Here is a 13,487-nt window from a genome sequence, read left to right as displayed (position 1 = left end):
CGTAAATACCGCTCACTTCCCACGCACAGCGCGACAACATGCATTACCGGGTGACGCACACCCTATAAAGCGGCGACTACCCCAGCATATACGTACCTGTACCAAAGGCGATATGGTCGCCTTTTTCATTATGCAACTCCATTCTACAAACCACGAGTTTACTGCCTTTGCGTATAATTACCGCCGTTGCAATAAAATGCTCACCTCTTCCCGGCCTTAGATAGTCTACTCGCATATCAACCGTGCCCATGGTAGGCAGTTTCACTTGAAGATCTACAAGGTGCTCAACCGATGTTTGTTTGATGGTTTCTATAATTGAAACTAACCCACCGATGGTGTCTAGCATAGTCGCTGTCACACCGCCGTGTAGAATTTTTTGCATCGGGTTACCGGTGAGTGTGGGTTGCCAATTAAGATGCAAAGAAATCTGAGTGTCTAAACCAGTACCTTGCGTTACAAATTCCAAGCCTAACAACTTGTTAAACGGCATATTATCACGAAAAAGTGCAATAACATGGTCTATCATAGCGCGGTGATCTAATTCTGTATTTGCCGTTATCTTTTTATCAGTAGGCATGCTGTTATCCATTCACTCTTACAATGTTAATTACCCTACTACCAAACGTAATGTAGAAGGAAATTCATCAAACCAATGTATGTAAATTAAAACTACTGATGACGCCATTTTTACCTTGCTAGCGCGCAGTACTTTAGTATTTCAAATGATACCTACTGCAACACGGTGCTATTACTAGTAATTTAAGTCTCGCTGAGTACGTAATTATCTATGTGGGTGAGTATTATCACTGAATTTTAGTCTAGTTTTTAAAATTGCCCCGTGAAGACATCGCTAAAAACGCGTAAAATCCTGCGCCATGACAACTGCAATCGCTCCATCACAATTAGCACATGAGCCACATCGTGTGAAAACGCCAGAAACGATTTTAAAAGACGTATTTGGTTACGACGCTTTTCGCAACGGTCAAGGCGAAGTCATTCACCAAGTATGTGAAGGAAAAGACGCGCTTGTTTTGCTGCCTACAGGTGGTGGTAAATCGCTATGCTATCAAATTCCAGCCTTAGTGAGACCGGGTACCGCTATCGTCGTATCACCGCTCATCTCCCTAATGCAAGACCAAGTCGAACAGCTTAAGGCACTTGGCGTAAAAGCAGCTTATCTTAATTCAACCTTAGAAGGCGATGAACAAGCACGCATAAATGACGCGCTACAAGCCGGAACCCTCGACTTACTATACGTGTCGCCCGAGCGTTTAATGCAGTACTCTTTTCAGCAGTCGCTAGCGCACGCTGACATTGCCCTTTTTGCCATTGATGAAGCACACTGTGTTTCCCATTGGGGACATGATTTTAGGCAGGACTATCGCGCCTTAGGCCGAATAAAAGCGCGGTTCCCAAGCGTTCCAGTCATAGGTCTAACGGCCACAGCAGATGCAGCAACTCAAGTAGACATTCTGACACAGCTAAACCTCAACAACCCTTTGGTTTATAAAGGCAGCTTCGATAGACCCAACATCCGCTACCGCGTAATGAATAAGTACAAAGCTTTCGAGCAGGTTGTCGCTTATGTAAAACAGCAAGAAGGGAGCGGCATTATCTATTGTAACAGTCGCGCGAAAGTTGACGACCTTCATGCCAAACTCTTTAGGCAGGGTTTTCGCTGCGCAGCCTATCACGCAGGTATGGATAATGACGAGCGAGAGCTGGTACAGCGCCAGTTCCTTAACGACAAAATCGATATTGTGGTGGCCACCGTTGCTTTTGGAATGGGGATCAACAAATCGAACGTGCGCTATGTGGTACATCACGATGTGCCACGCAGTGTTGAAAGCTATTATCAGGAAACCGGCCGAGCCGGGCGAGACGGCCTGGAATCAGAAGCATTATTGCTATTTGATGAAAAAGACGCGGCACGTGTGAAACAATGGATAGAACAGGGTGAAATCGCCGAACGCAACCAGATAGAGCTGCAAAAATTTGCAGCTATGGAAGCCTTTTCAGAAGCACAAACCTGTCGCCGACAAGTGTTGCTTAACTATTTTTCGCAGTTCAGCGACAGCGCTTGTGGCAATTGCGATATATGTCTAGACCCTCCGAAGATGATTGACGGTTTAGTGATTGCACAAAAAGTGCTGTCGTGTGTACTTCGCCTGTCGCAACAAGCCTCAAGCCAGTATGTAATTGATGTGTTGCGAGGCAAGCAACTAAGGCGTCTTCAGGAAGTCGGTCATCATAAGCTTACAACGTATGGTATAGGTAAAGATAAATCAGATAGCTACTGGCATAACATTATTAATCAACTTATTCACAAAGGTCTTGTGCGCGTTGATATAACTGCACATGCTGCACTGAGGTTAACCGAGGCTGCTAGACCTGTGCTTAAAGGCGAGGTAGCAGTGCAACTGGCCGTGCCGCGGCTCGAATTTAAGCCCGATAAGAAAAAGGCTAAACAAGCGCCAGCAAACTACGACAGGACGTTGTTCACACGGCTTAAGCATTTACGTAAAGTGTTGGCAGAAGAAAATGAAGTGCCACCGTATGTAGTCTTTAGTGACGCCACTTTGGTAGACATGGCGTGTAAGCTTCCAACTACCCGCACCACGTTATTGGATGTAAGTGGTGTAGGCCAAACCAAGCTGGAACGCTATGGTGAGGCCTTTATGCAGTTAATCAACGATTACATCACGCGCGAAGACTAGAGCATGCTAGCCGTTGCGGTTTGCTAGTGCAGTAGAATTTCACCAGCCGGAGACTGCCGCTTTGAGTGACTATGCTGTTATGCGTAGGCGTACTCACCGCCTTTTTCCAATGCAGCTTTGTAGGCGTCACGGGCGTGAATTCGCTTAACATAGCTTTGAATTGCAGGAAAATCTCCTGCTCGCCCACTTGCCACTAACGACTCAAGCGGGAAGATCATTTGCACATCTGCCCCTGTCGGCGCATCACCGGCAAACCATGTGTGCTCAGACAAATAGGCTTCTGTATAGCGTAAACTTTGCGCCAAGTTAGGACCATAATAGGCGTTAATGATCCCATCAACTAATTTGTCAGTGATAGGTTTAATGAAAAAAGGCTTTGAACCCTTTTGACGTGCTTTTTCTAGCACCAGATTTGCCACTAATGGGGGCACCAACGAGCCTTCCGCAAAATGAAGCCAAAACCAATATTGTTGAAGTGCTTCACCACTTTCAGGTGCGGTAAAACTGCGTGTTGCATGATACTTAACCAAGTATTCAATAATTGCTCCAGACTCGGCAATAACACCATCTGGCGTTGACAGCACGGGAGAACGTCCAAGAGGGTGTAACGCACGTAAAGACGCTGGGGCAAGATTAGTTACGCTATCTCTCTGGTAGAATTCAATCTTATATTCAACTCCCAGCTCTTCAAGTAGCCATAGGATCCGCTGAGAGCGCGAATTATTTAAATGATGAAGTGTTAACATACCCTATCCTTCCTAACCCTTTTAACCATTATTTTTATTGTTTGAGCTTGCGACTGAATATTTCCGACAACCACATTGTATGTCACCATTGCACGGATTGTTTATTCAATAACAGTCTTTATACATATTTTGCACTATGCAGGTTTACTAAAACGTAGCGCAATTACAAATTCAAACTGTTTCTATGTATCTATAATTGACCGGAACCCCTATGTCACCGTTATCGAAAGAGCAATTAAAGCATCACCTATTTCTTGGCGAACAAAGCGTAGAAGTATGCTTACCGCTACCACAAACCCCGTTAAAAACACAGCAGTGGGCAGCCCACTTTGCCGCAGCATTCGATTTTTCATTGTCTCAAGCTGACTGGGGCGCTGACCGATACCAAGCAACGCTGACCAGTATCTCTACTGCGCCCTCGATTCAATGCATTTTATGTATAGAATGGTTATGCGATGCAATATGGCTTGAGCCCATCGGTGCACAGCAAAGTCCTCGGCATTTGTTTAACTACTTTGTTCAAAAGTAAAGGTTTTCAGTGTTTTACAAGATGGGACAATAGACAAAGCTACCATGTTTTTTGTAAAGAATATCGTCTAGTATGATTATCAACATCAATCTGCATTGATAAATGCCAAACCAGCCCGAAAGGGCGCGCTTGAAATATCCACACGCTTTGTAATGTGACCTTGATGCAGAACGACTATACCCGTGCTAACACGCCGCTATTGCGAAAATTTTAACTCTCGCTGAGTAGGTGATTATCTATGCGGACTGGTATAAAGTGATACAAAATTCACTGTGCGCTAAAAGGATACAATCAGTGCAAATAAAACGGCTATTACAGTATTTGATGACTGCGCTACTCAGCTGGGCCGTTTTGGTTAGCTATGCCTTTTCAAAAAATACTTTAGCGGTTGATGAGTCTTTCGAGTATACCATTATTGGCGAACATGCCGCCGTCACTCTCGCTCCCTCCAGTGCTACCTACTTTGACGTCATCAACAACACATTTGGCAACAACAGTATTACTGCCGAAAACAAGCGTGTTTGGTATTCAACTAATTTAGCGCACACGGGCTATAGTCCTATCCCACTTTTGATCAATATTGATCGTCTTAATATTGATGACCTACAAATTTATCTGCTAGATGACAGCCAGCGCATTATTAAGTCGTACCGATACCAAGCGGGAAAGGGTGATTATTCCCTTCGACAACCTCTGCCTAATATTCGGCTAGCTTTTACGCTTCAGCCTTATCAAAAAGCACGATTATTAATTGCAGTGAAAGACCAAGGATTGACCTATTTTCCCATAACCCTGTGGCATAAAGAGGCTTTAATCCAGCACGACACAAATATGCTCACGCTTTTAGGCGGGGTACTTGGTGTACTTTTTCTCATAGCGAGTTACTTCCTGTTTTCATATGTGCATCAACGAATTCCGACACGATTTTGGCTCACTATGTCTTCGCTGGTGTTGCTTTCTCTGCTCTTTTTAACCCAGGGAGGTTTAGCGCTGTGGCCAAGCCTAACCAACACTAGCGAGCAATTTTACGCAGTACTTCTTTGCTTGCTGCTGTTTTGTATCGCCAAGGTTACCCATCACCTTTTTTTGCGTGTCCCCGCTTTTATCCGCATTATTAATTACTTAGCCCCTGCTGCAGTATTAATTTATTGTCTTTCTACAAATGCATTTATTGTGACGCTGACGTTGGTCATTGCGATGGCAGTAATGGGTTTATTTAATGTGGTTCTTGCCATTACATTCAAAGACGCAGATAGCACACAAGTCAGTACAACCTACTGTTCAGCCTGGTTGTGCTTTTTCGCCTTTTACGCTCTGGTAATACAAAACCTATACGGCGACCTGATATATACCGTCGACAACGCTATTTTGATGCTCATCTTCTTGACCCTGGGCTTTCTTTGTTTTGGGTTTGCTGTCGTTATGCGAGAGCAAAGTCTCAACTTACGCAAACTCAATAATCAAGCTGAAACAATTGAAAATTTAAATCATTTTTATGACTTATTCAGGAATTCCGCTGAAGGACATTACACGTCTACATGGGATGGGGAACTACTCTCCGTTAATCCTGCCATGTGCAAACTTTTTGGCTACAGCGATGAAGAGGAAATGCTAAGCGAATGCGCTAGCACAAAGGTTTTTTATGCATCAACCGAAGATAGGCAAGTCTTGCTAGGTGAGATTTCTCAAAATTCGCATGTGACAGGTAGAGAGATCAAAGGGAAAAGAAAAGACGGGACCGAATTTTGGTTTTCGTTATCATGCCAAATTAGAAATAATGACGCGGGAAAATATTTATACGGTTCAATAATCGACATAACAGAAAAAAAACAATCTGACTTAAGCTTACACTATCTTGCCACTCACGACCCTTTAACGGGCGTTTACAATAGAAGAGAATTTGAAACCAACTTTAAAGAGGAAATTACGAAGGCTGGCGCAGAACCGGTATGCCTTTTGTTTCTAGACCTCGACCGATTCAAGATCGTTAATGACACTTGCGGCCATAAGGCAGGCGACGTCTTAATTAAAGATATTGCTAGACTAATTGAAAACACATTAACGGAAAACACGCTGCTCGCAAGGCTCGGCGGCGACGAGTTTGGCGTTATTTACACAGACACTGATTGCGATGCGGTATATATCAATGCAGTAAAAATCCTTAATTCAGTGCAGAGTTATCGCTTTATGTGGGATAACCGTATCTTCAACCTTGGGGTCAGTATTGGCATGGTTGTTTGCGATGACAATACCGTAAGCGCCGGGCAATATCTTAGCATGGCTGATGCGGCGTGCTATTTCGCTAAAGAGCAAGGCCGAAATCAAGTTCACAGATACAATAAACTAGATGAAGGTATGCAGCGTTATCAACGCGAGCTTGATTGGGTTTCCTCTATCAACAGCGCGTTAGAAGAAGAACGCTTCGAACTGTATTACCAATCTTTACGTCCACTAACGAAAAGTAGCGACGGCCATTATTACGAGGTACTGCTCAGGTTGCGAGAGTCAGATGGCACTATTGTAGAGCCTGCCAACTTCTTGCCAACCGCAGAACGTTTTGAGATGAACGTGAGCGTGGATAAGTGGGTAGTAACCAATACGTTTAAATGGTTATCAGAAAACCCCGAACATTTAGCAGAACTCAAACGCTGCAGCATTAATTTGAATTGTCACTCGTTAGCCGACAGGGACTTTACGTTATTTGTACTAAACGCCTTCGAAACTTATGCTATTCCCTACGAAAAGATTTGCTTCGAGGTCATTGAATCAGTCGCCATAATTAAACTTGAACACACGCTAGCATTTATGCGCAAATTCAACCGACTAGGCTGTACTTTTTCATTAGATGACTTTGGCAGCGGATTCTCTTCGTACAACTATTTAAAAAGTCTGCCAGTTAGCCAAGTCAAAATTGACGGTATGTTTATTAAAGACATGTTAAATGACAGTGTTGATACCGCGATGGTGGCGTCTATTAATGACGTGGCCAAAGCGATGGGCATGCAAACAGTCGGTGAATTCGTCGAAAACGACGCTATTATGGCGCAACTCGGCAAAATGGGCATCGACTTCGCACAGGGATATGGCGTTGCTAAACCGGCTCCATTGGCAGAGTTCAAACCATTGTAATCAGCACATTTATCATTTTTTTTCGTTAGGTGACTAGTCCTGAAATAGGTTGACACTTATTTCGGTTAAAACGCCCGATGTATTTCATCGGGCGTTTTGTATTTAAGGGCCTGATGTGGCCGCCTACCATTATAGATTGCTATTGACTCTGCAACCATCTTTCTCGCTTCTTCTAAATCTCGTGGCTTATGGAGTAAGTATTCATTTTTAAGAATACCGTTTATTCGCTCTGCAAGGGCGTTTTGATAGCAGTCGTAGCCATCTGTCATCGAGCACTGTACATCATGTTTTCTATGGAGTTTTTGATACTCTTCTGAACAATACTGTATACCTCTGTCTGAGTGATGCACGAGCTTTTCTTTTGTACTTTTTTGTTTAAGCGCTCGAGTAAATGCTTGCTTTACTGACTGCGTTCGCATGTTATCGTCAACCTGATAGCCCACAATCTTCCGCGAATAAGCATCTGTAATGAGACTTACATAACTCTCTCCACTTCGCGTCGGTAAGTACGTGATATCCGCTACCCAAAGCTGATTGGGCTTCTCTGCTTTGAAACCCGCTTTAATGAGATTAGGGTGACGACGGAACCGATGATGGCTGTTGGTTGTTTTGTGATACGCGCGCTTTGTCGGCACCAATAGCCGCTTTTCTCTCAGTAAATTAAAGAGATGGTCTCTCCCGATATCCATTTTTTCGAGCGCAAGCAGATACTGTAGTTTCCGAGTGCCGATGCGAGGTTGCATCATTCGCTCCTGACGGACGAACTGAATGACTTGACCTTCAAGCGCTTCGCGCTTGAGTGAGCGAGCGCAGTATTGGTAGTAAGCCTGACGAGAAATCTTCAGGTAACGACAGGCTTTGGCAACGGACACTCCGCCTATCACTTTTTCTTGGATGACTTTCTTTTGCGCTTTTTTACAACGCTTACTCCATAGTCACTTTCAAGGACATTTACAACGGCTTCAAAGAAATCAGCTTTCATTTTTGTATCAGCAAGCTCTTTCTCTAGCGCTTTAATTCGCTGTTCGGGGGTGAGTTCTGCTTTGGGTTTATCCACGACGTGGCCTCGCGTTAGAAACTTCGGTGTTCCATCCGTCCAATCTAAACGACCGTGCTTACGAAGCCAAACTAAAACAGTTGAGCAACCTTGTATTCCGTAGTGATCTTGAGCCTGCCTGTAGGTGAACTCGCCTTTTTCAACTTGGTCTACAACAGCCAATTTAAAAGCGAGGGAATAATCACGTTGAGTTCTTCTGCTATTTGATTTCATTACACTCTCCAAAATAAGTTTGAAAAGTGTCAACGCTATTTAGGATGGGTCAAGGTAAATAAAAAAGAGTGATATTTCTATCACCCTAAACGCGCCTATACCGCGTATAATAATGAGAGAACCTCATTTTTCTGGTCCATTCGCGATAAAGGATACTAGGATAGCCATTAGGTAAATAAGCATTGAGTGGCTTGCAAAACGTAAAGTCATCCCCACTTACTGCATACTGTACAAAGCGTAGAAGTAACATGAGCAGCAAACAGCCAAAATACGAATATATCAGCACAGCGAAATTGCCAACGCGTCTTGGTGATTTCAAAATTCATGGTTTTGTAGAAGCCAGTGGTCAAGAGCACGTAGCGCTTTCCTATGGAAGCTGGCAAGACAACGATGTTGTACCTATTCGTATTCACTCTGAATGTCTCACTGGAGACTCGCTTTTTAGTACCCGCTGCGACTGTGGCTTCCAGCTAGAAAAGGCCATGCAAAATATTGTCGATAATGGTCACGGTGTGTTGTTATACCTTCGTCAAGAAGGAAGAGGCATAGGCTTGCTAAACAAGATACGAGCCTACAACCTTCAAGATAGCGGCATGGACACCGTAGAAGCTAATGAACATCTCGGTTTTGACGCCGATCTACGCAGCTATGATATTTGTAAGTTAATGCTAGATACGTTAAATGTTAAGCACGTAGAGTTGATGACAAATAACCCCAAAAAGCTGGCGGCTTTAAAGGCATTGGGTATTGACGTTGTTGCAAGAAAACCTATTGACCACGGTATCACAAAAGACAACAAACACTATTTAAAAACGAAAACAGAAAAGCTTGGTCATGCGTTTGACCCTCACGTTTTCAAGTAAAGACAATAAAAATAAAATATCGCTTTCAAATCGCCCGCTTTTCAGCGGGCGTTTTTATTCAGCTTCAGTTAATGAACAACCGGTTATAACAAATACAGACTTACCACATTGCGCCTAATTATCTTGTTAAAAAGGCAAAGCAATGTAAGGAGAATGTATGAAAAACATAGCCTTAACTGCCATAGTCGCGCTTTCATCGGCCGTCTCATTACCGGCGTTTTCTCAATCGAACGCCATAGACAATGTTGGCATTTCTGTTCAAGAGCAATATTACTCTGATGCCGAACTAGACAGTATGCTCGCGCCCATTGCACTATACCCAGATACCTTATTGACGCATATTCTTATCGCTGCCACATACCCTCTAGACGTTGTAGCTGCTGATAGGTGGCGTCAGAGCAATCAACATCTAACGCCAGAGCAAGTGGAAAATGTGCTAGAGACGGTGACGTGGGATCCTAGCGTTAAAGCACTTACTCCTTTCACCGATCTTATTCAAACCATGGCCGAAGATTTAGATTGGCTACAGCGGCTTGGTGATAATGTTCTGATAAGCCAAGAGCGCGTGCTCGAGCGTGTGCAAGTGTTACGACAACATGCGCACAATACGGGTAACCTAGTTACCAATGACTATGTAGAAGTGGAAAGATCATTTCAGCAAGACCGCAACATTATTTACATAGAGCCTCGCCAACGAGAAGTTTTGTATATACCTTACTACGACCCCTACATTGTATATGGCCATTGGTGGCACACTATTACGCCTATCTTTTGGCGGCACAGAATAAGTTATCATCATCATCACAATGTATATTGGGCACCGCGAATTCGCCTATCTGCGTCATTTTATTTTGGCGGAGTGCACTGGACAAACCGACATGTTGTCATTCACCGGGAGCGTGTACGCAATTATTATTATGGTAGCCCAAGAAAAAGAGTTGTAAGTAAAGAGTATCGTCGCTGGGAACATCGCATTGACCATAGAAGGGCGCGTTACTCACAAAAAGTTGTCAGTAGCGCTCCATCGCGCTATGCGCGCACAGCGGTTATAAGAAACAACGAGAAATATCGGACTACAACATTAAAAACCTCTCGTGGAAATACACCGTCAAAACACACGTCAACACAGGTGGCAAGCCGGTATAACGACGTCAACCGAAAAGAAAAAGCGCGAGAAAAAGCTAACATTCAACGGCCTGATCGGGAGCAAGCGCTTAAAACCCTCAAACAGAACAAACGCGCACAATTGAGTATTTCTTCGCAGAATCGAAGTGTTGCGCGCACAACAGACGACAGAAAGCGTGTACAAGCGAAAGTGGAAAAGACAAAACCTCAACAGGCAGCGCGACATGACCGTATGGATAAACCGCAGATACGGTCAACCCGCCCTGAAAAACAGGTTAAGCGTTACTCGCAGCAACGCGCCGATAAATCTACTATCGAGCGCCAGCGAGTTAAAGCGCCCGAGCGCCAGCGAGCTGAACGTTCTAAGGTAGAACGGAAGCGCGTTGAGCGGGTCGTCAAAGAGCGTTCGTTTTCAAAGTAGGGCTTAGTAGCGCTAGGCAATGTGGGCGCACGTTGGCAATGACGGCGCCCCTTTCTATTAAAAACGTGCCGAATGTGACTTAGTCATCTAAACGAATGAAGCGGAACAAATGGCCTGTCATACCAGTCACGCTAGCAAAAAGAGCGCTGGTCGTGATAGTTCATCACCGCTTGAACAAAGCGTAATGGAGAATCGTTGTCGAGGTTAAAATATAGGGAAGGTTCAATCAGTTCTAACTCCATTACAGCCCAGTGTTTTTGCATGCGAACAAGATCTACTCGAGCGTAAAGTGCTTCACACGGCATGACTTGCATTGCTTTTTCCGCCACGAGTTTTAGCGCAGTCGGCACATCAACAATATGTAGACTGCCACCATGCTCTTCTTGCACGCGAAAATCGCCTTTTTGGGGAACCTTCTTAATAGCGTGGCTAAACGCTCCGGCGAAATAAAATAGCGAAAACTCACCCTCATCAACAATACTTTGCATAAATGGTTGGAGCATGTGCGGTCGCTGATTGAAGATTTTCTTAAGTTTAGTTTCAGCTTCTTGCCAGTTATCTGCATCCAGCGTAAAAGTATCATCTGCGTTAGCACTAAGCACCGGCTTTATCACCAGCTTATCACTACCTAACTGTTTAAACGCCTTAACTATAACACTGTTATCGTACGCTTCACTCCAGACGGTATCTATTACTGGTACACCTGCAGCGGCAAGGTCTTTTAAATAATACTTCTCAATATTCCACTTTATCAGTGATAAGTCGTTCAGCAATGTTGCTGTAGAGCGCTCTATGCGTGCTAAGCATTGCAGAAAAGCTGCCGCGTTTTGTTGATAATCCCAAGTACTTCTCACAATAACATAGTCGAACTTTCCCCAATCTACGTTCGCATTGCGCCATGACACAGTAGAAACTTCCCAACCTTTATCGTTAAAAAAAGGAATTAGCAACTCGTCATAGACAAAAAAACCTTCCAAATTATCTGTAGATAAAAACGCGACTGATGGCATATTAGCCCCTCACTATCATACTGTAATATAAACAAAAATAAGTTTTCTTAATGACGTTTTATACCAAAGTTAAATGGTCTGAACGCGACATGAAACGTACTATATGGTCAAGGTAGCATAGCGCTATTTTTTAACCTACACTTTACCCAAACCCCCGTTGGAGATTGGAATGCAGTATCCTTGGCTTTTAGATGGTCATAAGATTTTTCGCGTTGTTATTGCGGTTCAGTTAGTCATTGCTGTTGCAATCGGTCTGTACACGGGCAATATATTACCAGCAATTGTCCTCGGTCTTCCCATTGCGGCAGTACCGTTGGTGCTAAGCGTTCAAAACCCGTACTCTGCTATAAGCCGTCATGCTATGGCTATAGGCGTACAGCTTCTCACAGCACTCCATATCCATCAATCATTTGGCTTGATCGAAGTACATTTTGAAATATTTGTTTTGCTGGCATTTTTATCCGTATTTCGCGACTGGAAAGTGGTGGCCACCGGAACAGCAGTAGTAGCTGTCCACCATATCAGTTTTTTCTTGCTCCAATCTGGTGGCGCACCGCTGTTTATCTTCGAAGAAGGACACGTTACCTTCCCTATCTTGCTCATGCACGCTGCGTTCGCATTGTCGGAAGGTGGCGTACTTATGTACATTGCAAAACAAGCCCATGCTGAAGGTGCTGGCGCAGCAGTTTTGCGAATGACGATAGAAAATATGCAGCAAAGCGATGGTAAGCTTGACCTGAGCATAGAAATAGACAGAAGACACAAAACGGTAAGACCTTTCGCTGATTTAATAGACCAAGTAAAAGCATTAGTTGAACTTGCTTCTAGCTTAACGGAAGACGTTGTGCGCGGATGCGGAAAAATGGAATTAGCTGCCAATAATATGTTCGAGATAAGCCGTAATACTGATCAAGAGATTGCCATGGTATCTGCTTCATCTGAAGAAATTGCGCAAACAATGCAGATTTCGACAGAACAGACCACGCTGGCCAGCGATAAGGCCTCAGCAGCCGAAGGCTCATCGCAGAGCACACGAGACTCTATTTCTAACACAAGCAAAACCATTGACTCGCTGCGCACTACGCTTAACGACGCCGCAAAGACAAACTCAGCGTTAAACGAACAGTGTTCTCATATTTCTGAGGCAATGCGCTCTATTACGGCTGTAGCCGAACAAACAAATTTGTTAGCACTTAACGCCGCTATTGAGTCAGCTAGAGCGGGGGAACACGGAAGAGGTTTTGCGGTTGTTGCTGACGAGGTGCGAACGTTGGCGATACGCTCAAAAGAAAGTGCTGACCAAATTACGAGCATAACTGAACAACTTGTGGCGCAAACAGCAAGCTCTGTTGACCAAATGCAGACGTGCATTAAACTTGTTGATGAAGCCGTTTTATCAAGTGAAAATGCAACGTCTGCGATGTCTGAAATTATGCAGCAAATTCGTGAAGCAAGTGAGAGTATGACTGAAATCGCGACGTCTGCCGTTGAGCAAGAAACAGCATCGTCATCTATTGCACAAAGCACTGCGAGGATCAGCGAGTTTACCTCTCAAGAACTCGCAACAGCTGAATCGTTAGCGTCCGAAGTTCAAGTGCTTACCCAGATTTCGAAAAAAATGCGTGGCGCAATAGATCAATTCAAGCTTTAACTCGACAGCGTTAGTATGCGCGGTCA

Annotated in this window: 10 protein-coding genes; 6 read left to right on the top strand and 4 right to left on the bottom strand. The window is 44.1% G+C overall.

Annotated features, from left to right (window positions below; genetic code table 11):
- Positions 1-76 precede the first annotated feature (76 nt).
- Positions 77-577, bottom strand: coding sequence for a thioesterase family protein (locus BK026_RS15580; RefSeq protein WP_071817709.1), 501 nt, complete (start codon positions 575-577; stop codon positions 77-79).
- 298 nt (positions 578-875) lie between these two features.
- On the opposite strand from BK026_RS15580, the gene recQ reads away from it, so the two are divergent.
- Complete coding sequence (recQ, locus tag BK026_RS15575) at positions 876-2,717, top strand: DNA helicase RecQ (RefSeq protein ID WP_071816669.1); 1,842 nt, start codon at positions 876-878, stop codon at positions 2,715-2,717.
- A 77-nt stretch (positions 2,718-2,794) separates the two neighbouring features.
- Here the strand turns inward: recQ and BK026_RS15570 are convergent, their stop codons facing one another.
- Complete coding sequence (locus tag BK026_RS15570) at positions 2,795-3,463, bottom strand: glutathione S-transferase (protein ID WP_071816668.1); 669 nt, start codon at positions 3,461-3,463, stop codon at positions 2,795-2,797.
- A 211-nt stretch (positions 3,464-3,674) separates the two neighbouring features.
- Between BK026_RS15570 and BK026_RS15565 the strand changes: the two genes are divergently transcribed.
- Positions 3,675-3,992: a hypothetical protein gene (locus BK026_RS15565; protein ID WP_071816667.1), complete on the top strand. Its 318-nt coding sequence runs from the start codon at positions 3,675-3,677 to the stop codon at positions 3,990-3,992.
- Between the two features lie 294 nt (positions 3,993-4,286).
- Positions 4,287-7,121, top strand: a complete 2,835-nt coding sequence (locus tag BK026_RS15560; RefSeq protein ID WP_071816666.1) for an EAL domain-containing protein — start codon at positions 4,287-4,289, stop codon at positions 7,119-7,121.
- Positions 7,122-7,186: 65 nt separating this feature from the next.
- Here the strand turns inward: BK026_RS15560 and BK026_RS15555 are convergent.
- Positions 7,187-8,391 (bottom strand): IS3 family transposase gene (locus BK026_RS15555; protein WP_143142110.1). Its coding sequence is split into 2 segments (ribosomal slippage): positions 7,187-8,019 and positions 8,019-8,391, totalling 1,206 coding nucleotides; the frame shifts between segments, so codons are not numbered across the junction.
- A 248-nt stretch (positions 8,392-8,639) separates the two neighbouring features.
- On the opposite strand from BK026_RS15555, the gene ribA reads away from it, so the two are divergent.
- On the top strand, positions 8,640-9,254 hold the full coding sequence (gene ribA, locus BK026_RS15545) for a GTP cyclohydrolase II (protein ID WP_071816665.1): 615 nt from the start codon (positions 8,640-8,642) through the stop codon (positions 9,252-9,254).
- 157 nt (positions 9,255-9,411) lie between these two features.
- The gene (locus BK026_RS15540) at positions 9,412-10,800 is read left to right on the top strand and encodes a DUF3300 domain-containing protein (protein ID WP_071816664.1); all 1,389 of its coding nucleotides are present in this window, start codon (positions 9,412-9,414) and stop codon (positions 10,798-10,800) included.
- 131 nt (positions 10,801-10,931) lie between these two features.
- On the opposite strand, the gene BK026_RS15535 is transcribed toward BK026_RS15540, so the two are convergent.
- Complete coding sequence (locus tag BK026_RS15535; protein ID WP_071816663.1) at positions 10,932-11,810, bottom strand: RimK family alpha-L-glutamate ligase; 879 nt, start codon at positions 11,808-11,810, stop codon at positions 10,932-10,934.
- 169 nt (positions 11,811-11,979) lie between these two features.
- Here BK026_RS15535 and BK026_RS15530 point away from each other — a divergent pair, with 169 nt between their 5' ends.
- Positions 11,980-13,461, top strand: a complete 1,482-nt coding sequence (locus BK026_RS15530; RefSeq protein ID WP_071816662.1) for a methyl-accepting chemotaxis protein — start codon at positions 11,980-11,982, stop codon at positions 13,459-13,461.
- The last annotated feature ends 26 nt before the right edge of the window (positions 13,462-13,487 follow it).

It is taken from the genome of Alteromonas sp. V450, assembly GCF_001885075.1.
In the GTDB taxonomy this organism is placed as follows: Bacteria; Pseudomonadota; Gammaproteobacteria; order Enterobacterales; family Alteromonadaceae; genus Alteromonas.
The sequence above is the reverse complement of the archived record's forward strand: the minus strand, read 5'-3'. Positions and strand labels throughout refer to the sequence as shown.